The sequence below is a fragment of the Gluconobacter sp. P1C6_b genome, from assembly GCF_018811945.1.
Taxonomy (GTDB): Bacteria; Pseudomonadota; Alphaproteobacteria; order Acetobacterales; family Acetobacteraceae; genus Gluconobacter.
Map to the genome: position 1 here is coordinate 77,633 of NZ_JACRVU010000012.1, position 25,892 is coordinate 103,524.

Below are 25,892 nucleotides of genomic sequence, written 5' to 3' on the forward strand. Positions count from 1 at the left end.
ATCTTCAGTTACGGTTCTGGGAAGAAGAAATCGGAGCGGCGTCTTTCAGTGCTACCGGTTCCACACGATCACGGCGGATATAGACGCTCTTTTCAACCGGATCGCGCTGATAATCCTGCGCGAGTATCTTCAGGACGCAGGGCATGAAATCCGCAGGGGCCCACCTGCCCCACACGTGATAATCATCGAAATAGATGACGGGCGGAAGATCCTGCGGAAGGTCATGGCACAGGTCACGCTCATAGCCATGCCAGGGGTGACGCGCGTAGTCCGCCTCCCATGGCAGGTATTCATGGTATTTCTTCATGGAAAGACGGCCGGCGTAAATATAGACGTCCGGATTATAGGGAATAACCAGAATGCGCTCATCCGGGCGGGAATGGGCCTGAATGGCCTTCACGAAGCCGACATCCCTGTTTTCGCGGATCGGATGAAAGCCAGCCTGACGCTGCTGCTGCCGTGTCAGGCCATGGAGTGAGGAGACGGCGTGCCGGGCCCCGATGACATAGAGGACACAGAAGGCGAGCGCGAGGCATGGTGCGGCACGGTCATGGGACTGCAATACCCGCATCATCATCAGAACGCAGAGTGTGAGCGCGCCCATGACGAATGTTCCGTTCTGAAATCCGAATGCGCCGCGCACCTGCATCATCAGCACCGCTCCCACGAGCAGCAGGGCTGACAGTCTGTGCCGGGATGTTGCGAGAACGAGAATACTGCCGATCACGAAGCAGATTACGGCCAGGGACTGGATCGTGGTATCGGGCCGGAAGGATGGAACAAGGCTGAGAAACAGGGTGCCAAGGCCCACGTCGATATAGGGGGCATAGTAGAACTGGTTGGCGACGAAGTGATAGGCGATCATACCGCCCAGATCGCCGTAAACCGCCATCCAGAGCGCGCTGAGGACAAGGGCCGCGCCGGCACCGAGCAGAACCTGCAGGATTCCGCTCCAGTAGCCCGGACGTCTTACGGCAATGATGACCAGCCCCAGCAGGACTGCTGTCGGACCGAAGGAATAGGCCGTGAGCGGCAGAAGGGCGATGCAGGCCCCACCGCATCGCGCCTGCCAGTTGCCAACCTCCTCTCCCAGCAGAACCGGAAGAACCAGCAGCGCCATGGCGCCCGCAAGCAGATCACCACCGATGGTCCAGTAACTGTCCATGTTGAACGCCTGGATCGTCCACTGCGCGCCCATTGCGACAAGCCATGCCGCAGTTGCAAGGCACCGAACGGATGGTTTTCTGAGCGCCGGGGACAGGAAGACGGTCATGGCGCTGGCCATCGTACAGACAGCCGGGATGAGCCGCATGAGATAGGCATGGCGGAAATCGGTCACCAGGCCGACGAGCCACGACAGGGCGAAAATCAGCGGGCCGTGCGCGTCGATATAATCGCGATACAGGATATCGCCCCTGACGATGGCCAGTCCGCCGAGGATATGGCCGGATTCATCGCCGAAAGGTGAGGCTCCGAGGCCGAAAAACGTCTTCAGGCCGAAATACAGCGCGGCAAGCATCGCAAGGAATGGGCCGCAAAAAGGAAGGAATCTCATTCTGCTCATGGGTGTCGGCATATTTTTGTCCAGAAAGAAAAGACCGGGAGGAAAGATGAGGTCTTTCCTCCCGGCTTGTAATTACTTGCCCTGTTCGGAAACAAGCCCACGATGCACCAGCATCGGAGTGATGTCCGGGTCGCGGCCGTAGAAGGCGCGGAACATCGGGCCGTAATCCATGGTGTGTCCCTTCGAGAGGATCATGTCGCGGAAGCGCTGTCCGTTTTCACGTGTCAGACCACCATGCTCCTGGAACCAGGAGAACACGTCCTGATCCAGCATTTCCGTCCACAGATAGGCGTAATAGCCGGCGGAATATCCGTTGGACCAGATATGCAGGAAGTAGCTGGAACGATAACGCGGCGGAACGGCTGCGACGTCCAGCCCCGTGCTGTTCAGCGCATCGCTCTCAAACCTGTCCACGTCCTGACGCGGTGCCGTCGCGGGTAGGCTGTGCCACTTCATGTCCAGCTCGGCTGCGGCGACGATTTCACCCAGCGCATAGCCCTGATTGAAATGTGCGGCCTTGCGGATCTTCTCGACCAGGGCCCTGGGCATCGGAGCGCCGGTCTTGTAGTGCCGGGCGTAATTCGACAGGACTTTCGGGTCCAGCGCCCAGTTCTCGTTGAACTGGGAGGGGAACTCCACGAAGTCGCGCGCCACGCTCGTGCCGGACAGCGACGGATAGGTCTGGTCCGCGAAAAGCCCATGCAGGGCGTGGCCAAACTCGTGGAACATGGTCGTCACGTCGTCGGACGTGATGAGCTGCGGCTGGCCGGGGGCCGCCTTGGTGAAGTTGGCGACGTTGTAGATGACGGGCTTCGTACCCAGCAGCCTGGACTGCCCGACGAAGTTGGACATCCACGCACCGCCGGACTTGTTGTCCCGCTTGAAGTAATCGAAATACATCAGGCCCAGCGGAGAGCCGTCCTTGTCATGGACTTCAAAGACCATGACGTCAGGCTGATAGACGGGGATATCCGTCCGCTGCTGGAACGTAATCCCGTAAAGCTGGTTGGCGGCAAAGAACACACCATCCGTCAGGACCGTTTTGAGCTCGAAATACGGTTTGATTTCATCCTGATCGAGATTGTACTTCGCGCGGCGTACCTGATCGGAATAATGCTCCCAGTCCCACGGCTTCAGATCGAACTTCCCGCCGTCCTTGCGGATGGCTTTCTGCAGGACCTCGGCTTCGCGCTTCTGTTCCGCAACCGTGGCCGGGACGAGCTGCTGCATGAAGTTGTCCGCAGCTTCCGGCGTCTTGGCCATCTGATCGTACAGCGTATAGGCGGCGAAATTCGGATAGCCGAAGAGCGCGGCCTTCTGCGCGCGGAGTTCTGCCAGTTCGGCGATCGTGGCGCGGGTATCGTTGTCGTCGCCTTTCTCGGCACGGGTCCAGCTCTGCTCGAACAGGGCCTGCCGGGTTTCGCGATCCGTCAGGGAAGACAGGGCGGGCTGCTGCGTCGTATTCTGAAGGGGGATGACCCATTTTCCGGTCAGTCCCCGCTCCTGCGCGGACTTGGCGGCTGAGGCGATCGTGTTGTCATCCAGACCGGCCAGCGCCTTCTTGTTGTCCACAATCAGGGCGCCGTTCTTGGCGCTGGCAATCAGCTTCTGTTCGTACTGCGTCTCAAGATTGGAGAGACGCGTGTTGATCGCGCGCAGCTTCGTCTTGTCCGCCGCGGAGAGCTGGGCGCCAGCATGGACGAACTGCTGGTAATAGATGTCGAGAAGCTGGGCCTGTTCGGGCGTCAGGTTGAGCTTCTCGCGGCGGTCATAGAGGGACTTCACACGGGCAAAGAGCTTCGCGTTCAGATAGACTTCATCTTCATGGGCCGTCAGCCGGGGCGCTTCCTGGCTCTGCACCTTGTCCAGCGTATCGTCGGTATTGGCCTGGTAAACACCGTAGAACGTCATCTGCACACGGTTGAGGGTCTGGCCCGCGCGCTCCATGGCGGCAATGGTGTTGTCGAACGTCGGAGCTGCGCGGTTCCCGGCGATTGCCTTGATCTCACGCAGATGCTCGGCCATTCCGCGCTCGAAGGCCGGAGCGTAGTCACTGTCCGAGATCTGATCGAAACGGGGAGCCTGATAGGGGAGCGTGCTGGCCGAAAAGAACGGGTTCGTGGAAGCGGCATGCGCTTCCGTTGAAAGGGAAAACGCTGAAACCGCAAGGACTGCGGCAAGCCTGAAATTGAAAGCCATGAAATCGCCTGTAATACTCGTGATGATGCCGAACCGTATGGTGTTCAGGAAGGATCGTCAAACGACTGATCCCGCTGCCGAAAGCGTGCGGAAACTGCCAATTGGCGCTTGACGGCATTTTCTCCTTGGTGCGTGCGAAAACTCCTCCCTAGACCGGCAGTGTGTGTTGACACGGCCGCCTTTTCGGGGCGGTTTTTCATAGCCGGAGGTGACAATGGACTGGACATCGCTGTTCCAGACAATCCTGCCCTATCTGCCTGCCAGATACGCTGGCGATATTGTTTCAATCATCACATTTCTCATTGCCGCGGCCGCGCTGGCTCTTCGCTTCTGGAAACCACCGGCCAGCACGTCGAAGCTGCTGCCGCTGTTCCGGATCGTGAGCATGATCGCGCAGGCGAAAGGCTGGAATACCAGCGCCTATCAGCCTGGGGCGAAAGCCATCATGGTGCCGGTTGGCTCCTCTCGTGCGAAAGACGCCGAAAAACTGGGGCTGGATATGGTCTCGACACATCCGAAGGTTGGTGAGCCGCCCCGTCGCGTCAACTGATTTCAACCCCGGTCATTTCACAGCCGGGCTGACAGCCTGCCCGGAGACAATTTTCATTTTCACGATCCATAGCCGCCCCCTGAGGCGGCTTTTTCATTTCTGGAGCTTTTACTGATGCGTAACCGTCTGATCGCCCTGAGCCTTGGCGCCGTTCTTCTCGCTTCCACGAGCGCCTGCACCACCACCGGCAGCACGACCACTTTCAACACCCAGGCCCTGAGCAGTGACGCTGCCGCCATTGCCTATGCGGTTCAGGCCATCGAAAGCATTCCAGATCTGGAAAGTCATCTGTCCGCTACGGACAAAGCGACGTTCGACAACCTGATCGCCCAGATCAAGAGCGTGACCGCACAGGTTGCGGCCAACTCGAACGGCTCCATCACGATTGCGACCGGCAAGGACTGGGCCAAGAGCCTCGGTACGGATCTTCAGACTCTGCTGGCGATCGCAACGCCGATCGTGAAGGTCTACTCGCCCTCCGCCGCCACTTACATGAGCACGGTGTCTGCAATGATCCCGCTGGTCGAAGCTCTCGCAGGCGTTACGGCCGCCCCTTTCACAGCCGCCACGCAGTCGCCGGAACTGATCCGCGCCCGGATCTATCAGGGCGTCTGACGCTCCGTCCGCTTTTTCGTCCATCCGTCCGAAGACCGGAGCGGTTCACCTGAACCGCTCCTTTTTTATGTTCCTGCCGGAGTTGTCCATGTCCCGATGCCTTGGCAAACGTGCGCCCAAGCATGATCTGCGAACCTACCGCCTGGCGCCCATACTGGCCTCACGCCTTCCCGCCGTTCCGGTGCAGAAAGACTGGTCCGGGGGGGTGCCCTATCAGATGTGGGGCAATGACCGGTATGGCTGCTGTGCGTTCGCGGCCCATGCAGCCCTGACGGCGACATGGACCCATGCCGCGCAGGGGCTGGTCGTGCTGTCTACGGACATGGTGCTGAACAACTACGGAGCCGTCACCGGGTTCGATCCGCAGACGGGGGCTCGGGATAATGGGACGGTTCTGCTGGATGAGCTGAACTTCTGGCTGCGCCAGGGTCTGCACCGTCCGGGACAGACCCTGGATTACCTGACGGCTTACGGCACGATCGATCCGCAGGACTGCGACGGTATCCGTCGCGGCATCTGTTATCTTGGGGGTGTTCTCGCAGGGGTTCAGGTGCCTCAGGGCTTCATGGATCTTCCCCTGGGCGCGACATGGGACTGGAACGCCATTTCCAACCGCACGCCGGTGGGCGGTCATGCCATCGCTGTCGTGGGCTATAATCCCGAAGGGCTTTTCTTCAATACCTGGGGCACGCGGACATTCATGCCCTGGGACACCTTCACGAAAATTGCCGACGAAGCCTATGGCCTGCTGTCGCGTCAGAACTGGATCGGCATTCCCGGCATATCACCGAACGGAGAAGCCTTTGAGGCCCTTCTGGCGGAAGTGAGAGGCGTATGAGCGGCCGGATTTTCCCCGGTCGTCCTGTTCTGGGCATACTGGCACTTGCCCTTCTCAGCGGCTGTTCGGCGGGGGCTCCGTCCCCTGTCACGATCAGTGAGGCCATTTCCGGCATCCAGCTGGATCTGACGAAAACCGGCGTGGTCAGCACATCCCATGTGCAGGACTGGACAGAGGAGCAGAAGGCAGGGTTCGATCGGAACGTCCTCGCCCTGCAATGCAGCCAGCATGGTGCCGACCCGGTTGTCGCCATGATTTCCGGGCCGGTTACGCTGTCACTGTCGGGGAGCTTTACGTCCTCGGGCAGCTTTTCGGTCAGCAGTTCCGGCACGCTGCCCGTTTTCGGCCTTCAGGCGGACGCGAACCGCACAAAAGCTCAGACGATTGACCTTCCGGTCCAGTTCGTACCGCTCTCCGCACTGCCGGATACGGAAATGGCTCGGGAAGTCGGCTATGCTGGCGATCTCCTGTCGCAGAGCGATACCGTACGGCAGGCCGAAGGAGAAAGGATCAGAACCAGCCGCGATGCCCTGACGCAGCATATTCTGGAACTGATCGCCCTCTATCCCGGATCCTGTCCGAAGGATCCGGTTCACCCCTTCGTCGGTGTCCGGCACGTTCCCTGAAACGCAGCAGCGAAAAATTCCTAGACCGGCGCGGAAAGGCCGAGCGCCCTTCCCGCTGCCGTGGCGATATCATGCCTCAGCCGCACAACACTGTGCCCCCCTGAAGGATGGACCCGGTTGGTCAGGATCAGCACATAGCTGTCGCTGTCCGGGTCGATCCAGAGAGACGTGCCGGTAAAGCCGGTATGTCCGAAGGAACGGTGGGAAAACACGTCTCCCCTCGGGGACGAATAATGGGTGTCGATGTCCCAGCCGAGTCCCCGAAGCTCCGTTTTTCCCGCCGGCTGCTGCGGCGTGGTCATGAGGATGAGCGTCTCCCGTTCTAGGGGGAAGCGGCTCGGACGTCCTTTCAGACGATCCAGAAGGGCCTGTGCATAAAGCGTCATGTCCCGCGCATCCGAGAACAGCCCGGCATGACCGGCCACACCGCCCATTCTCCGCGCCGTCGGATCATGCACCACGCCACGCAGCATGTTGCCCTGCTCGTCGTACTGTGTCGGAGCGATGAGGGAGCGCAGACCGGCTGCCGGAAGATAGCCGGATTCCGTCATGCCCAGCGGTTCAAGAATATTGATCCGCGCATACTGATCGAGCGGCAGGCCGCTCAGCTTTTCGACCAGAAGCCCCAGCATGATGTAATTGATGTCACTATAAACGAACTTCTCGCCCGGTGGATTGGCGAGCGGAGACATCATGGCCCTTCTGACGCCCTCGGCCTTTCCGGTCCAGGGGTCCTTCAGGGGAATGTCCGGCGGCAGGCCGGAATAATGGGTCATGAGCAGGCGAACCGAAATATCGCCTTTTCCATTGGATACAAATTCCGGAAAATACTGGCTGACGCGGTCATCCAGATTCAGCTTCTGCTGCTCGACCAACTGCATGACCGCGAGCGCTGTCATGGTCGGCTTGGTGAGGGACGCCATGTCAAAGCGCGTCTCCCAGTCCAGAGGTTCGGACACCGGAGCAAGCGCCCGTTTTCCATAGACGAACCGGTGCACGATCTTTTCATCATGTCCGATCGCGACCACGGCGCCCGGAGCTTCACCTCTTCTGATGGCATCCCGGACGAGAACGTCCACTGAGCCAAACGAAGAACCCGGACGCGCGCAGGCGGCCATCTGACTGACACAGGCCGCAGCCCCTCCGAGCAGGACATGGCGCCGCTTCAGAAAACCGTGCCTTTTTGTGGCGAGCCTTTCCGGCATGTTCCGTATTTCTCCTCTGCCCTGATCCTTTACGGAAAAGAGTAGCTGTTTTTTACGATCACGCAACAGAATGCCTGACAGCATTCGACCCGTCAGTACGTGCGACGCAACACGTAAATCGGGCGCTGCTTCGTCTCCATGTAAATACGGCCGATATATTCCCCCAGCATGCCGATACTGATGATCTGTACACTGCTGAAAAAAATGATCGCCACGAACAGGGATGTATAACCCGGCACGGGATTGCCCCAGACGATCGTCCGCAACACGATGAAAAGCGCATAAAACATGGAGAGCAGCGCACCTGCCGTTCCCAGATAGGTCCACAGCCGGATAGGGGCGGAGGAAAAGCTGGTGAAGCCTTCCAGGGCGAAATTCCACAGGGAATAGCCAGAGAACTTCGTCATGCCCGCCGCACGGGGCGCACGGACGTAATCGATGCTGACCGTCCGGAAGCCAACCCAGGCGAACAGGCCTTTCATGAACCGCTGGCGTTCGGGCAGCCTTTTGAGTGCCTCGACCACGCATCGGTCCATCAGGCGGAAATCCCCCACATTTTCCGGAATCCGGATATGGGCAAGCCGGTTATGCAGCGCATAGAACCAGGATGCCGTCTTGCGCTTGAGCAGACTGTCACTGGACCGGTCGATCCGTTTGCCCAGCACGACCTCCGCACCATCGCGCCAGGCCTGCACCATTTTCGGGATGATCTCGGGCGGATCCTGAAGATCGGCGTCAATGATGATGACCGCATCTCCCGTCGCCGCATCGAGACCGGCCGTCAGCGCGGCTTCCTTGCCGAAATTGCGCGACAGTTCGAGCACCCTGAACCGCCGGTCGGTTTCGCAAAACCCGATCAGTTCCCGCAGGGTGCCGTCGCTGCTGCCGTCATCGACGCAGACGATTTCCCAGTCAGTGTCCGCGATCCCGTCAAGGACAGGCAGGATGCTCCGTACGAAATGGCTGATGGCGGCTTCTTCGTTCCAGAACGGGACAATCAGGGAAAGCTGGCTGGCCATAGAGGGTTTTCAGGTTCCAAATCGTGACAGAATGAGCATAACAGAAATATCTCCGTAACAGTCAGCCCTCCCGTCAGGAAAAGAACAACGTTCTTCGGATACAGTCGATCCATGTCAGAACCCTTCGCGAGCATTGATCTTTTGCCTGCAGCCGATAAGGTGCCACATCAGGACGGCGATCGGATTTCCACCCCGTCTCGCCCGTAACCGCCAGCCAGTTGTTTCTTTTAGTGTCACTTCCCGCCAGCCTTTCCGCTCTTTTGCAGCATCAGGGGATGTCAGGACCGGAAATGCAGAGTCCATGACAGATCAGACCACGACAGGACCATCAGCCGCACAGCCCGCAGACAGAACGCCGCAGTGGCATCTGCAGGGAGAGCAGACCGCGCCGGTCATGGTTCTGAGCGGTACCTGGCAGGCGCGGGCCGGCAATATTCCCGTTTTCCCGAAAGACGGGCTGAAAAAGGCGCCCGGCGCCCATCTGTCCTTCCAGACATCCGATCTTCAGGTCTGGGATACCGGGCTTGTGGCGTTCCTGTGGGATCTCAAGCGCGTCGCCCATGACGCTGGCATCAGTCTGGACATGCAGACGCTGCCCGGCCCGATGCGCCAGCTTCTCGAACTGCTGCCGGAAGTCCCCGACGAACCCGTCCATCACAAGACGGCCCGCACCCCTTTTCTGGAAACAGTCGGCAATCACGCCATCGCATCGATGACGGAAGTCGGCGTGGTCACCGAACTGGGCGCGCTGACGGCAAAGGGCGCACTCCTGACGCTCCTCGGCCGCAGCCGCATGCGCATGGTCGATCTGCTGGCCAATACGGCCGATGCCGGTCCGTACGCCCTGCTCATCGTGGGGATCGTCAACTTCCTGATTGGTGCGATCCTGGCATTCGTTGGCGCTGTCGAGCTTCAGAAGTTCGCCGCCGGCATCTATGTGGCCAGTCTGGTCGGGATTGCCATGGTGCGTGAGATGGCCGCCGTCATGACCGCCATCATCATGGCCGGACGCACGGGTGGCGCGTATGCCGCACGGATTTCCACCATGCAGGGCAATGAGGAAATCGATGCCCTGAACGTCTTCGGCATTCCGACCTCAACCTATCTGATCCTGCCAGCCGTCCTCTCCCTCATCATCACGATGCCGTTCCTTTACCTGTACGGATGCCTGATTGGCATGCTGGGCGGCTTCGTCGTGGCCATCTCGATGCTGGACATCACGGCGGCGGGCTATTTCCATCAGACCATCACCGCCTTCCATATCGGCCAGTTCATTTTCGGCTTCACCAAGAGCCTCGTCTTCGGAGCCTTCATCGGTCTGACAAGCTGCCGGATCGGCCTGAAGGCCGGCCGCTCGGCCGCGGATGTGGGCATTGCTGCCACACGGGCTGTCGTGGTGGGGATCGTGGGCGTTATCGCAATCGACGCAATCTTCGCCGTCATCGCCGATGTTCTGGGGATCTGACCATGCCTGACCAGACCGTCCTGTCCCTGCGCGATATCACGCTCTCCTTCGGCCCCAAGATCATCCAGAAAAACATCTCGCTCGACGTACGCAAGGGAAGCATCTTCGCCGTCATGGGGGGTTCGGGCTGCGGCAAGAGCACGCTTCTCAAGAGCATGATCGGCCTGCTGCGCCCGTCCGCCGGCGAATATCATGTCGGGGATGAGAATTACTGGGCCGGAAGCGAAACCCATCGCACGGATCTGAACCACCGCTTCGGCGTGCTGTTCCAGAGTGGCGCGCTGTGGAGTTCCATGACGATCGGCGAGAACATCGCCCTGCCCCTGCAGATGTTCACGGACCTCAAACCCGATGTCATCCGCAGGCTCGTGGAACTGAAACTGGGTTTTGTCGGCATGTTGCAGGCGATTGATCTCTATCCGTCGGAAATCAGCGGCGGGATGCGCAAACGTGCCGGTCTGGCCCGTGCCCTGGCACTTGATCCGGACATCCTGTTTTTCGACGAGCCTTCGGCCGGCCTCGATCCAATCACTTCCGCCCGACTCGATGACCTGATCCTGAACCTGCGGGACGGGCTTGGAGCGACAATCATCATCGTAAGCCATGAACTGTCGAGCCTGTTCCATATCGCGGATGACGGCATCTTTCTGGATGCCAAGACAAAAACTCCGATCGCCCACGGCTCGCCCCGTGATCTGCGCGATCACTGTACCGATCCACAGGTGCATGCCTTCATGCACCGTGAACGCGACGAAGAAGGAAACACGTGATGAACAGGCAGGCTCTTGTCGGCGCTTTCGTCCTTGGAGGAACGGGTCTGATTGTCGCGGCGTTCGTCCTGTTCGGCAATTTCCATCCTTTCAGCCGGACGGAAAAAGCCGTTCTCGTGTTCCATGGCGCATCCTCGGGCCTGACTGTCGGTGCGCCCGTCACGTTCCGAGGCGTTCAGGTTGGTGCGGTAGACCGCGTCGTCATCGAGTACGATCCTGCCACAAAAGACGCCTATATCCCCGTCTTCGTCACGATGCGGCCGGATAATATCATCCTGACGAACAACAGCCATCACCGCCCCAGCATGGAAGACCTTGTCCAGCAGGGACTGCGCGGGGAGATGAACCTCAAGAGCTTCGTCACCGGCACGTCTGAAATCGATCTGGATTTCGCGCCTTCGACCCCGGCCGTGCTGCATCCCGATATCGCGCATATCACCGAAATTCCGACCAGGCAGTCCACCATTGCGGCCATGACGCAGAGCCTTCAGGACCTGCCGCTGAAGCAGATCGGCGAGAACGCCGATGCGACGCTGGCATCGGTCCGGCAGCTCTCGGACCAGCTCGACAAAGAACTTCCAGCACTCGTGCAGAGCATCCGTGACACTTCCGATCACAGCCGGAACATGGTCGATGCCGCCCGCAAGACGGTGACGGAGCTCGAACCCGTCCTGACGCGGACGCTGCTCAGTGTGGACAGGCTGGCCAATGAGGGCACGACCCAGCTCAATGCACGCGGCCATGAACTCCATGCCGTCCTGCAGAACAGCAACGACGCCGTCCAGCAGGCCACGAAGAGTCTGGCCAATCTGGAGAGCATGACGTCCCCGCGCTCTGCCGATCGCGCCAATCTCGAAGCAAGCCTGCGCGATATCGCCGCCGCCGCGTCTGCCCTGCGTGGTTTTGCCACGGATGTGGAGCGCAATCCTCAGCTTCTCCTCACAGGACGCCGGCCATGAGCAGACAGTTCCGACGTCCTTTGTTCCTTCCGGAGACCAAACCCGTGACACGGCTCATGACCCGATCCGCAGCCCTTCTGGCCTTCGCCCTGATGTCAGGCTGTGCCGCGCCACCCATGCAGTTCTACACGCTTGGCGCCCCCGCCATTGCGCAGAACAGCGGCACCCTACCCGCATCGGCCCCGGTTCTGAACGTGTCGCATGTCACACTCCCGGATTATCTCGACAGTCAGGATATTCTGATACGCCACGGCGACCAGCTTGACCGCAGCCCCAACGGACGCTGGGGAAGCCGTCTGTCCCAGGGCGTGACCGACCTTCTTGCCGCCCATCTGGGACAGGACTGGCCAGGCTATGTCGTGACCACGCAGCCTTTGGCCGAAACACCGGCCCTGCGTCTTGCAGTCAATATCAGCCGACTGGATCTCGACAGCAGTGGTCAGGGTGCCCTGACCGCCGACTGGGCGCTGATCCCCTCGGACGAACACCAGCCCGTCCAGCGCAGCCGTGGCTCCTTCACCGCACAGGGCTCGGTGACGACCGACAGCGGCAAGGTCGCCCTGACCCGGACCCTCGTCGAACAGCTCGCTGCCCGGATCGCCAGCACCAGCCCGCGTCCCTGAAGCGCAGCCCCTTTCGCTCAGGCGACGAAGGCCCTATTTTCCGTGATCCTGCGCCCTGAGGCTGCAAATTCGCGGAGCGCCTGATTGAAAACCGTGTTCATTCTCCTGACCGTTCTCGCGGTCGGCTTTCCGGCGTCTCACCTCCCCGGGACGGCGCGGGCGGCCGATGCGCGCGATACGCTCTCGATCGGTCTGGCCATCGAACCGCCGGGCCTGGATCCGACGCGCGGCTCCAGCGAAGCCATCGGGATGGTGACATACGGCAACATCTATGAGGGGCTGATGCGGCTGGACGAACACGGCGCCCTCACACCCCTCCTGGCGCAGGACTGGCATATCTCGCCAGACGGTCTGACCTATGATTTCACGCTTCATGACGGCGTGCGTTTCCACGATGGCACACCCCTGACCTGCGACAGCGTGAAGTTTTCCCTGCTCCGGGCCGGTGCGGCGGACAGCACCAACCCGCACAGAGCCATTTTCAGCCAGATCACCAACATCTCATGCCCGGACAGCCAGCATGTCAGTATCCGGCTTCAGCATCCTTACGGCAGTTTCCTCTATCAGCTTGCCTGGAACGATGCCGCCATTCTCTCGCCGGCGTCCGTGGACCAGAACATCAGCCATCCCGTCGGCACGGGGCCGTTCATGTTCGGTGAATGGCGGCGCGGGGACCACCTGACCCTGACCCGCAATCCGGATTACTGGGGTGCCAGCCCCGCCCTGAGATCGGTGACGTTCCGCTTCATGCCCGATCCGCTTTCCGCCAGTAACGCGCTGCTGGCCGGGGAGCTGGATGCCTATCCGTCTTTCCCGTCCCGAGAAATCCTGAGCCGCTTTACCGGAAATACGCAGTTGCAGGTCGTCCGGGGCAGCTTTCCCTTCAAGGCCATTCTCGCGCTCAACAACGCCCGACGCCCGTTCAGCGATATCCGTGTCCGGCAGGCCATCGCACAGGCCATTGACCGCAAGGCGCTGATCCAGGCCGTAGCCGACGGAGACGGGACGCTTCTGCAATCCCATATCGCGCCGGATGATCCTGATTATGTTCCCCTGCCCGACCGTTATCCCTACGATCCGGAGCATGCCCGCGCCCTGCTGAAAGAGGCGGGCGTGGCACCCGGCATGCATCTGACCCTGACCTTCCCGCCCATCGGCTATGCGCGGGACAGCAGCGAACTCATTGCCGCCTATCTGGAACAGGTCGGGCTGATCGTGACGCTTCAGCCCGTGGAATGGCCGACATGGCTGGGTCAGGTTTACGGACAGGGCCAGTTCGACATGACCGTCATCGCCCATACCGAGCCCCATGACATCGCAATCTATGACCGCACGCCCGTCTATTTTCACTATCACAGCCCCGTCTTTCACGGGCTCGCAGAACAGTACGAAGCGACGGCGGATACGGTCCGGCGGCATCAGCTTTCCGTGCAGATGCAGGAACAGCTCGCACAGGACGAGCCCAATGTCTTCCTGTTCGCGATCCCCCGCGAAACCGTCATGAACCGGCGCCTTAAGGGGCTGTGGACCAACCAGCCCATTGCAGGCTGTCCGGTCGCCGGCGTTTCCTGGGCGCCATGACGGGCATGGCTGCTTTCCGCATCCCACTGGAACGGCTGCTTCTCCTTATTGTCGCAAGCCTCGTCATTTTCGCGGCCATGAACCTGCTGCCCGGCGACCCCGCAGCGGTCATGCTCGGAATGGATGCAAGCCCCGAAAGTCTGGCCGCCCTGCACCAGAAACTGGGGCTGGAATCATCCCTGCCTGCGCAATATGCGCACTGGATCAGCGCATTCCTCCGTGGCGATCTGGGCCGGAGTTACATTTATGACGTCCCTGTCAGCAGCCTGATCGACGAACGCCTGCAGAGCAGTCTGCCCCTCATTCTCCTTGCCATGCTCCTTTCTCTGGGCGCAGGCATCCCACTCGGCGTAATGGCGGGCGCGAAGCGCGGAACAATGCTTGATACGGGACTGATGGGATTCGTCCAGCTTTTCAAATCCATCCCGGATTTCTGGCTGGCGATGATGATGACGTTCCTGTTTTCCCTGACCCTGCACTGGCTGCCCTCCAGCGGCTTTCCCGGCTGGCATGATGGCGCCCTCCCGGCGCTCAGGGCCCTCACCCTTCCCGCCATAGCTCTCGCCATTCCGCAGGCCGCCATCACGGCGCGTTTCATGCGCTCGTCCCTGATCGAAACCCTGTCGCAGGATTTCCTCCGCACGGCCCGCGCGCAGGGCTACAGCAGACGCGGCGTTCTATGGCGCATCGCATTGCCCAACGCTCTGATCCCCGTCCTGACCCTGGCCGGGATCCAGCTTCCTGTCCTTGTAACCGGAACCATCATCGTCGAGAGCGTCTTCAGCCTGCCCGGCTGTGGAAAGCTCCTGCTGGAGGCCGTCAACCAGCGCGACATTCCCGTCGTGCAGAACCTCGTCATGCTGATTGTCGCGGGGGTAATGCTCCTCAACTTCCTGATGACGCTCCTTGTGCGCTGGCTGGATCCGCGCCTTGGAGCAGACCCGTCGTGAAGGCGCATTCCAACCGGACGCTCCGGGCAGGCAGCATCCTGCTCGGAATTGTCCTGCTCCCCGCAGCCGTCACTGCGCTGCTCGATGGCGGTCACGCGCCGGCCATTGACGTCCTGCACCGTTATGCGCCGCCATCCCCGCTGCATCCGCTCGGAACCGATCCTTTCGGCCGCGACCTGCTGGTCAATGTCCTGACCGGAGCCTTCAGCAGCGTGACGATCGCCGCGATCTCCGTCTGCCTCGCCACAATTGTGGGGACGGCACTCGGCCTGATCGCGGCGACCCGATCCGCCAGAGCCATCATGGGACTGGCCGATCTGGGCCTGGCCTTCCCGCCCATCCTGATCGCCGCCCTTCTCGTCACCGCTCTTGGTGCCTCCGCCACGGGTGAAATCCTTGCCATTGCCCTGTTTGGCCTCCCGGCCCAGATCCGCATCACCCGGCAGGCCGCCCGTTCCATCCTCATTCAGGACTATATCGCCGCATCCCGACTGGCCGGACGTGGCCCGGTTTTCATCATGCGCCGACATGTCCTGCCCAATATCCTGCCGCTCCTGACAGTCCAGGCGACATCCTCGCTGGCCCTCGCGATCCTGTCCGATGCCGGACTATCCTATCTCGGTCTGGGCGCGCCGCCGCCTCGCCCGGATCTGGGACGCGCGCTGGCATCGTATCAGATCCATATCTTCGATCATCCGCTCCTGGTCGCCATCCCGGGAGTAACGATCATGCTGCTCGTGCTGGGCTTCAATATGTTCGGGGATGGCCTGCGGGATACGCTGGACGCAGCCCATGAGGAGCACACCCCATGAGTTCCCTGCTCCATGTCCGGAGTCTGGGCGTCCAGAGCCCGGACCGGCCGACCCTGCATGACGTCTCCTTCACGCTTGAACCGGGACAGATCCTTGCCGTTACCGGAGAATCCGGTTCTGGAAAATCCACGCTTGCCCTGAGCCTGATGGGACTTCTGCCCCCCGGTTTTCAGGCTCACGGGAGCATCCGGCTTGAAGACACGGAGCTTTCCACGCTCTCCGAACAGGATTGGTGCCGGATCAGGGGCAAAAGACTGGGCATGGTCTTTCAGGAACCCATGACGGCCCTGAACCCCACGCGCCGTATAGGGACCCAGATCGGAGACACATTTCGCCTCCATACGACGCTCTCCCGACACGAGATCGACACGGAAATGCGGATGCTTCTGGAGCAGGTCGGCCTGTCTGAAGCTGGCGTTAGCGAACGCGCCTATCCCCATCAGCTTTCGGGCGGCCAGAGGCAGCGTGTCCTTCTGGCCATGGCACTGGCCTGCCAGCCCGAACTCCTGATCGCGGACGAATTCACCACAGCACTCGATGCCCGTACCCAGGCCACGATGATGGCCCTCGTAACGCGCCGCTGCGAGACGCAGGGCATGGCCGTCCTCATGATCTCCCATGACCTCGGCCTGGTGCGCCATCACGCCGATCATGTTCTGGTCATGAAAGACGGCGCCTGCGTGGAACAGGGCGCCACCGCCTCCGTGTTTGACGCCCCACGCCATCCCTACACGCAGGCGCTTCTGGCCATGTCCCTGCACGGCGCGGCCCGCACGCCGCTTACGCCCCTGCCCATCTTTACGGCGCCGTCATGACCCCGATCCTTCAGGCCAGGAATGTGACGTATGGAAGGACAGGCCGACAGGGTTTTTCCTTCACGCGATCTGCACGCCTCCCCATTCTGAAAAACATCAGCCTTGACCTGAAAGCTGGCCAGACGCTCGGGATCATCGGGGCCTCGGGAAGCGGAAAATCCACCCTATGTCGTATCCTCAGCGGCCTTATAGCGCCCGATGAAGGGCAGATCCTGTATCAGGGGCAGAATTTCGCGACCGCATCAGGGCCCATGCGGAAGAAAATCCGCCCCGCGATCCAGATGATCTTTCAGGACCCGGCTGGCGCGCTCGATCCACGTCAGACGGTCGGTGATATCGTGGGGGAAGCGCTCGGTCCTGTCCCGGATCGGGACGCCCGCATCCGCACAGCCCTCCAGAACGTCGGCCTTTCCGCCGATATCACCAGCCGCTACCCGAGAGCCTTTTCCGGCGGCCAGAAACAGCGGATCGCCATCGCCCGCGCCCTGATCACGCGTCCTTCCGTCATCATCGCCGATGAAGCCGTCTCCGCGCTGGACGTCTCCACACAGACCATTGTCCTGAACCTGCTGCTCGATCTTCAGAAGCGGCATGGACTGTCGTATGTTTTCGTCAGTCACGATCTGGCCATCATCCGCCATCTGTCACACCATATCGCCGTTCTGGATCAGGGCCGGATCGTGGAATCTGGCGCGGCGTCAGATATTCTGGATGCACCCACGCAGCCCGCCACAAAGGCGCTTCTTGAAAACACCTACTGACCCGCGAGGCGTCATGACCTGTCTGAACCTTCTCACCGACATTCCCGGCATCCGCGTGGGTCACTGCCAGGATCTGAACCTGCGCACGGGCGTGACGGCGATCCTGTTCGATCGCCCCGTCATCGCCTCCGGCAGTTTCCCGGGCGGCGCGCCAGCCCTGCGGGAAACCGCGCTGCTGGAGCCGGAAAACATGGTCGAACACATCCATGCGGTCGTCCTGTCAGGTGGCTCGACCTATGGGCTGGACGCGACAACCGGTGTTCAGGCCTGGCTACGCGAGCAGTTCGACAACACGCCTCTGCCGCAGGGCACCATCCGCGTACCCATCGTAGTACAGGCCAGTCTTTACGATCTGCCACAGGGCGGACAGACGACATGGGGCCGCTATTCGCCCTATGCCGAAATGGGCCATCAGGCCGCGACCAGCGCCCGCGACGGAGCTTTCGCGCTGGGCACGGCTGGCGCAGGTACCGGCGCGACGACCGCCACTCTGCGTGGGGGGCTGGGTTCGGCGAGCGCGATCACACCCGCCGGGCACCGCGTGGCCGCACTGGTCGCCGTCAATGCCGTCGGAACGGCCACGATCGGCGACGGCCCCCATTTCTGGGGCGCGCCTTTCGAGCAGGGTGACGAATTCGGCGGCCTGGGCATGCCCGCACATCTGGAAGCCGAGGATCTGCGCCTGCGTTCCAAATGGGCCTCCGTCACCGGCACCACGATCGGCCTTATCGTCACGGACGCCACCCTGACCAAGACGCAGGCCAGACGCCTCGCCATGCTGGCACAGGATGGCGTGGCACGGGGCGTGTTTCCAGCCCATCTACCCTTGGACGGGGACGCCATGATCGGCGTCTCGACCTGCGACAAACCCGCTCCCCTCCGTCAGGACTGGACCGAAATCCTCCATGCCGCCACCCAGGTCACGGCCCGCGCCATCGCCCGAGGCGTGTACGAGGCGTCCCCTCTTCCCGGGAGCGCCGCACTCCCGACATGGCACGAACGCTTCGGATGCAAAGATACGCCATAAAAATGATCTGACCCTCATTTCATATATTTTATTCGAGATCGTATATGATTATAGAACTCAGACCGAGTGTCGTGTCCGAGGCTGAGTCCATGTCAACTTTTGTGCCGTCCTATCCAGTCCGCTCCTCTCTTCGTCAGGCCATCGCCGCAGACATGCGCAGGCCCGAGGCAGAGTGCATCCTTCCGCTGATCGAACAGGCCACGCTGACCGAAACGGAACAGCAGAACACGTTTGACGTCGCCCGCCATCTGACCCGCTCCCTGCGCACGCAGCGTCGCCCGGGCGGCGTTGAAGCCCTCGTGCAGGAATTCTCGCTGTCCTCCGCCGAGGGCGTCTCCCTGATGTGTCTGGCCGAGGCCCTACTGCGGATTCCGGATGCCGCGACCCGGGACGCCCTGATCCGCGACCGGATCGGAACGGGAGACTGGCTGTCCCATGTTGGCGGCAAAAAATCCGTTTTCGTAAATGCGGCCTCTTGGGGGCTGATGTTGACGGGCAAGCTGACCAACGACACGGATGAGGGCCTCGCCGCCGCGCTGTTCCGCCTCGTGGGACGTGGGGGCCAGCCGCTGGTACGTCGCGCACTCGACATCGCCATGCGCATGATGGGCGAGCAGTTCGTCATTGGCGAAACCATTGAGGAAGCCCGCAAGGTCAGCACGGAACCCGAAGACCGCGGCTTCAAATATTCCTACGACATGCTCGGCGAAGCGGCGATGACCGAAGCCGACGCCCTGCGCTATCGCCGTGACTACGAACGCGCGATCGATGTGATCGGCCAGACTGCACGCGGCGCGAATGTCTATGAGAAGGCCGGGATTTCCATCAAGCTCTCGGCCCTGCATCCGCGCTATGCCTTTGCCCAGCGCGAGCGCGTGCTGAAAGAACTCGGCCAGACGCTGAAGGACCTCGTCATTCAGGCCCGCCGCTATGACATCGGCATCAATATCGACGCCGAAGAAAGCGAACGTCTGGACCTTTCGCTCGACCTGATCGAAGATCTGTGCCACTGCCCGGAACTGGACGGCTGGAACGGCATCGGGATCGTCGTGCAGGCCTATGGACGCCGTGCCCCGAAGGTCTTGGACTATCTGATCGACCTCGGCCGCCGCAGCGGACACCGCCTCATGATCCGGCTGGTGAAGGGCGCGTACTGGGACAGCGAAATCAAGAAAGCGCAGGTCGAAGGCCAGACGGATTTCCCGGTCTATACGCGCAAATGCTACACGGATGTCAGCTATATCGCCTGCGCGAAAAAGCTTCTGGCGGCGCGCGATGTCGTCTTCCCGCAGTTCGCGACCCATAACGCCCGCACGCTGGCCACGATCTACACGCTGGCTGGCCTGAACTTCCAGATCGGCGACTACGAGTTCCAGTGTCTGCACGGCATGGGCGAGACGCTTTATAACGAAGTCGTCGGCCCGCAGAAGCTCAACCGCCCGTGCCGGGTCTATGCCCCGGTCGGCTCACATGAAACGCTGCTGGCCTATCTGGTGCGTCGCCTGCTGGAAAACGGCGCCAATTCGTCCTTCGTCAACCAGATCGGCGACGAAAGCCTGCCCATCGAGACCCTGATCGCCGATCCGGTCGCGCTCGCAAAAGCCGTCCAGCCGCCGGGCGCCTCACATCCGGCCATTGCCCTGCCGAAGGACCTGTTCGCGCCCGAACGCACCAATTCCCGCGGACTGGACCTGACTGACGAACACACCGTCACGGCTCTGGCCGAAGCCGTCTGCACCTCCGCAGAACAAATTCTGGAAGACCTGTCCTGCTCGGGTGAGACGCAGGAGATCCGCAATCCGTCCAACCATTCGGACAGGATCGGCAGTGTCCGTTTCGGAACCGAAGAGGATGTCCGCAAGGCCATTGATGCGGCCGAAAGCGAAGGCGCGGCATGGGCGACGTTGTCCGCCGACGCACGAAGCACAAAGCTTGATCGTGCAGCGGATCTGCTGGAAGATCATCAGAGCGAGCTGATGGCCCTTCTGGTCCGCGAAGCGGGCAAGTCCTATGCCAATGCGCTCTCCGAAGTCCGCGAAGCCGTTGATTTCCTGCGGTACTACGCCGTGCAGGCCCGCGAGACGGCACAGGCAGGCAGCAGCACGCCGCTCGGCATCGTCGCCTGTATCAGCCCGTGGAACTTTCCTCTCGCCATTTTCCTGGGACAGATTTCGGTTGCACTGGCAGCTGGCAACACGGTCGTCGCAAAACCGGCTGAGGAAACACCGTTCATCGCCCTGCGCGCCGTCGCCCTTCTGCGCGAAGCCGGCGTTCCGGAAAACGCCCTTCGACTTGTGCCGGGTGCGGGTGAGACCGGCGCGGCCCTTGTGGCTGATCCGCGGATTTCGGGCGTGATGTTCACCGGCTCCACCGCCGTGGCCGGCCTGATTGCCAGCACGCTGGCCGGACGCACCGGCGCGGACGGGCAGCCCGTTCCGTTCGTAGCCGAGACCGGCGGCCAGAACGCCATGATCGTGGACAGTTCCGCCCTGACCGAACAGGTGGTCGCGGATGTTCTGGTCTCAGCGTTCGACAGTGCGGGCCAGCGCTGCTCCGCCCTGCGCGTCCTGTGCGTTCAGGAAGACTGCGTCGATCGCGTCCTGACCATGCTGCGTGGTGCGGTCGAAGAACTGCGCGTGGGCAATCCGGCGGAACTGCACACGGATGTCGGCCCGGTCATTTCCGGCGAAGCCCAGTCGGGCATCCAGACCTATATCGACGCATCCCGCGCACAGAACCGTGCCGTCTGGTCCCTCCCCCTACCGGACACGACATCGAACGGCACATTCATCGCCCCGACGATCATCGAGATCGACAGTCTGGCGGACCTCAATGGCGAAGTCTTCGGACCGGTCCTGCATGTCCTGCGCTTTGAATCCAGCGGCTTCGAGGCCCTGATCAACGCCATCAACCAGTCCGGCTATGGCCTGACCTTCGGTCTGCACACAAGGATCGAAAGCCGCATGGCGCATGTCACCTCGCGCATCGAGGCTGGAAACCTGTACGTCAACCGCAACATGGTCGGCGCGGTTGTGGGCAGCCAGCCTTTCGGTGGCGAAAAGCTGTCGGGCACGGGGCCGAAAGCCGGTGGTCCGCTGATCCTGCGTCGCCTGATGAGCATGGTCCCTGACCATACAGGCTGGGAAAATCAGGAACTGCCTGAGCCCGCACGCCTGTTCCTGTCCTGGCTGATGCGGACAAGTTTTCCGCTCTATCAGACAATCGTGGATGGCATGCAGCATGGCATGTGCGGCACCACGCGCGAACTTCCCGGCCCGGTCGGCGAAACCAACCTGTATCAGCTTCTGCCGCGTGGCGCCGTCCTGTGCATCGCCAGCGACCGCGAGACCATGCTCCGCGCCGTGGGCCTCGCCCTCAGCGGTGGAAACACGGCGTTCGTTCAGGGGCCCAACGTGGCTTCGGACTGGGTATCCGATCTTCCCGATGCCCTTGCGCTGCATATCCGCCGCACGCAGGGCGGGCGTGTTGCGGGATGCCGGACGATCCTTGCGTCTCCGGAAGAGAAGCAGATGGCAGAACAGGCCCGCACGGCCCTGTCGCGTTCGGGCATAGTCGTTCAACTCCACATGCTGGACGCAAAAAGCCCGATCCGCCCTGAATGGGTGCTTCAGGAAAAGGTCATCAGCACGAACACGACGGCAGCAGGCGGCAATGCCAGCCTGATGACCATCGGATAATGACAGGGCCTGACATGATCGTTCGTTACGATCATGCTAAGAGGATCGCCCCTAACTGACGGACGACCAACCCCATGAGCGAAGCCGAGCCGATTTTCACTCCTGTTGATACGAAAAGCGGCTCGGCCTCGCTCGAAATCGCCGAAGCCCTGCGCCGTGCCATCACGAACGGCATCCTGACCGATGGCCAGCCGATGCGACAGTCGGAACTTGCCCGCAATTTCGGCGTCTCGACCATCCCGGTCCGCGAGGCCCTCAAACAGCTTGAGGCGGAAGGCCTGATCGCCTTCCTGCCCCATCGTGGCGCTGTGGTCACGGGGCTGAGCGAGGCGGATATTCTGGAATATTCGGACATCCGCGCCTCGCTGGAAAGCATGGCGGCCGGACTGGCGATGACGTCCCTCACCCGTGTCGATCTGGCGCGGATCGAGGACGCCTATGAGGCCTTTGTCAGCGGAACAGGGGGCACCCATGGCATGGAACAGTCCGGGCGTCTGAACTGGGAGTTTCACGGCGCCATCTATGCCGCGGCACAGCGCCCGCGACTATACGGCATGATCCACGACCTGCATTCCCGGCTCGACCGCTATATCCGCGCCCATCTGGAACTGCCGGGTCGGAAAACCGCGACCGACGCCGAACATTTCCAGATCCTTCAGGCCTGCCGCGCCCGCGACGGCGAGGAGCTCGGCCGCCTGACAAAGCAGCATATTCTGGAAGCCGCCTCCCTGTCGCTGGACGTCATCCGCCAGCGAACAACGACCTGATCCTCACCGCGCCTCCTTACCGCGCCGGATTGACCGCAACCAGCGTCGCAGGCCCCCGCTCGTCATACCAGAGATGCAACGGTCCATCCGCATGGAAGAAGCCCGGAATACTGTCGATGATATGAGCGATCTGCTCCAGACACGACACCAGACGAACCCGATACAGCCCTTCCATACCAGAAGCCTCGTCCGCCCCGATCAGCCGGGCGGACGCCATGAGAGACGCAGCCGTCCTGACGGGATCCCGGCGCAGCGTCCTGAAGGACGCAAGCGCCATATCCAGAGCCTCCCTCTCATGAGCACTCAATCCCGCCGGTTCCACAGCCTGTCGCAGGCGGATCAGCAGACGCCCGAGTGACAGGGCAGCAAACGCACCATCCACATAACCTTGACGATCGATCGGAGACGCGACCAGAGACAGACGCATCAACAGGATGGAGACCTTCTGGATCTGCGTCCCTTCCCACGCCATCCAGGACGGCACCTTCGCAGCAGGCCGGGCCGAGAGGCTCTGAAGCGAGCGCCCAAGGGAAATGACGAGCCGCGAGGCATAAAGCCGCTGATCGGCCGGCATGATCACCCGGAACACCAGAACCAGCAACGCACATCCCATCAGGATGGCCAGCCATGTATTGATGAGCGTGATGTCATCGACCACCATGGTATTCGTCACCATCAACTGCATGGCCAGAAAAACCGTGTAGCCAAAGGCCCCTACCCCATAACGCGGATGGAACTGGAGCCACACGCCCGGCAGCATGCAGGCACAAACCGACAGCCAGAGCATCGGATATCCGTCCACGCGGGGAAGCGCGGCGATATGACACAGCCAGCAGGCCGGAACCGACAGCGCCGTCCCGATCGCCATCGGCAGACTGGCCCTTGCCGCCGAGGGGGCCGTGGACAGCAGGCTTGATGCCGCGACCACATACATGATCATCATCGGCCCGGTCGGGAAATAGGTGATGTACCAGATCATGCAGGCCAGAAAGGCGATCAGCATGCCGCGCAGCCCGTTATAGATCGCCGACATCCATTCCAGATAAGGCAGCACCCGGACACGAACATGCGGGCCGCGCGGGCTGGACAGGTCCAGAACCGTCTCACGAAGCTGAAGAAGAATGTCGCGAACATTATCGACGGACGCCTGAACCGCAGGGGATGTCGCTCCTCCTTCCAGAACCTCAAGCCGCCCGAGCGATTCTTCCAGACAGGCCAGCACACCCTGCGGCCGCTCAATCCATCCGGCGGTTTCCGTCAGGACGAGAAGTCGGGTCAGCGTGTCACGGATCTCGCGATGAACAGGCGCCGAGAGCGGGTTTGCTACTCCCAGATTACGCCAGTACGGATGATAGGACGCGACAAGCCCCGTCATGCGACTGACGGCGAGCCGGTATCCCCGCACCCCGGCATGAATATCGGGGTTGTCCGTTGCTGCGTATTCAATAGCCGGTCCAAGCCGTGCCAGCTGCCCCAAAAGACGCTGCCGTCCGTCATAGATTGTCTGCGGAAGGCTCCTGAAAGCCCCTTCAGTCCCCACAGGTTCCGAGCCCGGAGCATCCCGCCCCCCGGAACGGTTCATCAGCCCTTCATGAAACACCAGGGCATGACGGATCGTCTCGCGGAACGCCTCCGAAAGCGCGTCCATCGTGCCCTGACGTCTGCGGGGCGACGTCACCATGAACACTGCTGCCGTCACCACGATTCCAAGTGCAACGTCCGAAACGCGCATCATGGCGGACATGAAAATATTCTCGGGATGGGCAAACGCGGGAACGGCCACGATGATGATTGTGTAACCCGCCAGAACCGCCGCATAGGCCCGGAAATAGCGCAGGCATGTCGCCGTCATGCAGGCCAGCCCCACGAACGCCGAAAGCACCATGAAATAGAGAACGGCAGACTGCACGAACATGGCCATGACAGCCGTACTCAGGGCCGCGCCGATCACCGTTCCGGTCATACGCCACACACTTTTGGAGACAAGCGCGCCCACGGTCGGGTTCGCGACAATCAGGACGGTCGTCACCGTACTCATCGGCGATTCCAGCTGGATCATGAACGCGAGGAAGAGCGCAATGCCGATGGACAGGAACACCCTGGCCGTAAAAGCCGCCGTTAAGACGAAATTCCGCCACCGCACGCTGTTGCGGTCGAAAGAAAAAAGCTGGCGAAAAGGATTGCGCATGAAAGGTCCGGAAAATCAGGGGGAAGAAAAACCGGAGAGGGAAAATTTCCCTTCCATCATACCAAGCTGGCTGCGAAGCATCGCCACGGCATCCGAAGGCAGCCCCTCGGTCAGACGGGCTTCCAGACTCGCTGCGATGCGGTGGAACTGACGGCACCGCTCACACCCGGCTTCCGTGAGAACCAGAAGGTTGGAGCGACGGTCCTGTGGATCGGGCATCCGCGAAATCAGCCCTTCCCGCCCCAGATGATCCAGAACCCGCACGAGCGCCGAACTGTCCACGCCCATGACGGACGCCAGATCGCTCTGCTTCATCCCGTTTCCCATCACCATCAGGTACGCCATGGGCCGCATTGTCGCGAGCGTCATGCCCTCGGGCCGCAGGAGACGGTCCAGCTGCGCCCGCCACAGGCTCGACAGTCGCAGGACATGAAAGGTCAGCCCCATGTCATGAAAACTGCTGTCCCGAAGAATGGACGGATCGTACTGGACGGTCATTTCTGCTGACACCTCATCTGTTGACATGGCAATAGATTATATGACACCATCACAATTGAAAACAGATCCTGTTGACATTTTCGTCAGGAGGTTCAGTTTTTGATCCATATCACCCACCGACTCTTTTTTCACTGAGTGGGAGTCGATGAGGCTGAGCGAGGAGCGTTGTGTTCGAATTGTCTTACAGTCTGGCGGGTGGCAGTCTGGTGGTTGACGGTGGGGTCGGTCCCTGATGCTGGCTGAAGTTGACCTGTTTGGCGTTTTCGTTGCACCGCTTTCCATTTATGCCGTAGCGGCGGTCTTTGTGACGTTACTGCTTCGGAGCATCCTGTGGCGCACCGGTGCGCTGGGATGGTTCTGGC

Annotated in this window: 23 protein-coding genes; 17 read left to right on the forward strand and 6 right to left on the reverse strand. The window is 61.3% G+C overall.

From position 1 onward, the window contains the following. Window positions 1-4 precede the first annotated feature (4 nt). The gene (locus KP701_RS16290; RefSeq protein WP_252345535.1) at window positions 5-1,555 is read right to left on the reverse strand and encodes a hypothetical protein; all 1,551 of its coding nucleotides are present in this window, start codon (window positions 1,553-1,555) and stop codon (window positions 5-7) included. An 81-nt stretch (window positions 1,556-1,636) separates the two neighbouring features. Then, complete coding sequence (locus tag KP701_RS09995; protein ID WP_215747073.1) at window positions 1,637-3,763, reverse strand: M3 family metallopeptidase; 2,127 nt, start codon at window positions 3,761-3,763, stop codon at window positions 1,637-1,639. 214 nt (window positions 3,764-3,977) lie between these two features. Between KP701_RS09995 and KP701_RS10000 the strand changes: the two genes are divergently transcribed. The 4 genes from KP701_RS10000 (at window position 3,978) to KP701_RS10015 (ending at window position 6,392) form a co-directional block, all read left to right on the forward strand. Further along, window positions 3,978-4,313 carry a hypothetical protein gene (locus KP701_RS10000; RefSeq protein WP_215747074.1) on the forward strand — a complete coding sequence of 112 codons (336 nt, stop codon included), beginning with the start codon at window positions 3,978-3,980 and terminating at the stop codon, window positions 4,311-4,313. 114 nt (window positions 4,314-4,427) lie between these two features. Next, a complete protein-coding gene (locus KP701_RS10005; protein ID WP_215747075.1) occupies window positions 4,428-4,928 on the forward strand; it encodes a hypothetical protein in 501 nt (166 codons plus the stop codon). A gap of 88 nt (window positions 4,929-5,016) precedes the next feature. Beyond that, window positions 5,017-5,766 carry a hypothetical protein gene (locus tag KP701_RS10010; RefSeq protein WP_215747076.1) on the forward strand — a complete coding sequence of 250 codons (750 nt, stop codon included), beginning with the start codon at window positions 5,017-5,019 and terminating at the stop codon, window positions 5,764-5,766. Beyond that, window positions 5,763-6,392 (forward strand): hypothetical protein, encoded by a 630-nt coding sequence (locus KP701_RS10015; protein WP_215747077.1) that lies wholly within the window; start codon window positions 5,763-5,765, stop codon window positions 6,390-6,392. The genes KP701_RS10010 and KP701_RS10015 overlap by 4 nt, the downstream gene beginning before the upstream one ends. Window positions 6,393-6,412: 20 nt before the next feature. Here the strand turns inward: KP701_RS10015 and KP701_RS10020 are convergent, their stop codons facing one another. Together KP701_RS10020 and KP701_RS10025 are read right to left on the reverse strand one after the other, a co-directional pair. Beyond that, window positions 6,413-7,597 carry a serine hydrolase gene (locus KP701_RS10020; protein WP_215747078.1) on the reverse strand — a complete coding sequence of 395 codons (1,185 nt, stop codon included), beginning with the start codon at window positions 7,595-7,597 and terminating at the stop codon, window positions 6,413-6,415. Window positions 7,598-7,689: 92 nt separating this feature from the next. After that, a complete protein-coding gene (locus KP701_RS10025) occupies window positions 7,690-8,616 on the reverse strand; it encodes a glycosyltransferase family 2 protein (protein WP_215747079.1) in 927 nt (308 codons plus the stop codon). A gap of 301 nt (window positions 8,617-8,917) precedes the next feature. Here KP701_RS10025 and KP701_RS10030 point away from each other — a divergent pair, with 301 nt between their 5' ends. From KP701_RS10030 to KP701_RS10085, 12 genes are all read left to right on the forward strand, one after another. Continuing rightward, complete coding sequence (locus KP701_RS10030) at window positions 8,918-10,081, forward strand: ABC transporter permease (RefSeq protein WP_215747080.1); 1,164 nt, start codon at window positions 8,918-8,920, stop codon at window positions 10,079-10,081. 2 nt (window positions 10,082-10,083) lie between these two features. Beyond that, window positions 10,084-10,851 carry an ABC transporter ATP-binding protein gene (locus KP701_RS10035; protein ID WP_215747081.1) on the forward strand — a complete coding sequence of 256 codons (768 nt, stop codon included), beginning with the start codon at window positions 10,084-10,086 and terminating at the stop codon, window positions 10,849-10,851. Continuing rightward, window positions 10,851-11,810, forward strand: a complete 960-nt coding sequence (locus KP701_RS10040) for an MlaD family protein (RefSeq protein ID WP_215747082.1) — start codon at window positions 10,851-10,853, stop codon at window positions 11,808-11,810. The genes KP701_RS10035 and KP701_RS10040 overlap by 1 nt, the downstream gene beginning before the upstream one ends. Before the next feature lie 44 nt (window positions 11,811-11,854). Then, on the forward strand, window positions 11,855-12,433 hold the full coding sequence (locus tag KP701_RS10045; protein ID WP_371818947.1) for a membrane integrity-associated transporter subunit PqiC: 579 nt from the start codon (window positions 11,855-11,857) through the stop codon (window positions 12,431-12,433). 93 nt (window positions 12,434-12,526) lie between these two features. Then, on the forward strand, window positions 12,527-14,014 hold the full coding sequence (locus tag KP701_RS10050) for an ABC transporter substrate-binding protein (RefSeq protein WP_371818948.1): 1,488 nt from the start codon (window positions 12,527-12,529) through the stop codon (window positions 14,012-14,014). A 5-nt stretch (window positions 14,015-14,019) separates the two neighbouring features. Continuing rightward, window positions 14,020-14,964, forward strand: coding sequence for an ABC transporter permease (locus tag KP701_RS10055; protein WP_252345536.1), 945 nt, complete (start codon window positions 14,020-14,022; stop codon window positions 14,962-14,964). Beyond that, window positions 14,961-15,776: an ABC transporter permease gene (locus KP701_RS10060; RefSeq protein ID WP_215747085.1), complete on the forward strand. Its 816-nt coding sequence runs from the start codon at window positions 14,961-14,963 to the stop codon at window positions 15,774-15,776. Before KP701_RS10055 ends, KP701_RS10060 begins: the two co-directional genes overlap by 4 nt. Beyond that, entirely contained in the window at window positions 15,773-16,591 is an 819-nt protein-coding gene (locus KP701_RS10065) for an ABC transporter ATP-binding protein (RefSeq protein ID WP_215747086.1), read from the forward strand. Before KP701_RS10060 ends, KP701_RS10065 begins: the two co-directional genes overlap by 4 nt. Beyond that, window positions 16,588-17,352: an ABC transporter ATP-binding protein gene (locus KP701_RS10070; protein WP_215747087.1), complete on the forward strand. Its 765-nt coding sequence runs from the start codon at window positions 16,588-16,590 to the stop codon at window positions 17,350-17,352. Before KP701_RS10065 ends, KP701_RS10070 begins: the two co-directional genes overlap by 4 nt. A gap of 13 nt (window positions 17,353-17,365) precedes the next feature. Next, complete coding sequence (locus KP701_RS10075) at window positions 17,366-18,379, forward strand: P1 family peptidase (RefSeq protein WP_215747088.1); 1,014 nt, start codon at window positions 17,366-17,368, stop codon at window positions 18,377-18,379. A gap of 89 nt (window positions 18,380-18,468) precedes the next feature. Next, window positions 18,469-22,077 (forward strand): bifunctional proline dehydrogenase/L-glutamate gamma-semialdehyde dehydrogenase PutA, encoded by a 3,609-nt coding sequence (gene putA / locus KP701_RS10080; protein WP_215747089.1) that lies wholly within the window; start codon window positions 18,469-18,471, stop codon window positions 22,075-22,077. Window positions 22,078-22,151: 74 nt separating this feature from the next. Continuing rightward, window positions 22,152-22,844 carry a GntR family transcriptional regulator gene (locus KP701_RS10085; RefSeq protein ID WP_215747090.1) on the forward strand — a complete coding sequence of 231 codons (693 nt, stop codon included), beginning with the start codon at window positions 22,152-22,154 and terminating at the stop codon, window positions 22,842-22,844. A gap of 16 nt (window positions 22,845-22,860) precedes the next feature. Here the strand turns inward: KP701_RS10085 and KP701_RS10090 are convergent, their stop codons facing one another. Continuing rightward, a complete protein-coding gene (locus KP701_RS10090) occupies window positions 22,861-25,032 on the reverse strand; it encodes an FUSC family protein (RefSeq protein WP_215747091.1) in 2,172 nt (723 codons plus the stop codon). Window positions 25,033-25,047: 15 nt separating this feature from the next. Then, the gene (locus KP701_RS10095; protein ID WP_215747092.1) at window positions 25,048-25,530 is read right to left on the reverse strand and encodes a MarR family winged helix-turn-helix transcriptional regulator; all 483 of its coding nucleotides are present in this window, start codon (window positions 25,528-25,530) and stop codon (window positions 25,048-25,050) included. 232 nt (window positions 25,531-25,762) lie between these two features. Here KP701_RS10095 and KP701_RS10100 point away from each other — a divergent pair. Continuing rightward, the coding region (locus tag KP701_RS10100) for a DUF1656 domain-containing protein (protein ID WP_215747097.1) at window positions 25,763-25,892 on the forward strand (130 nt) is incomplete at its 3' end.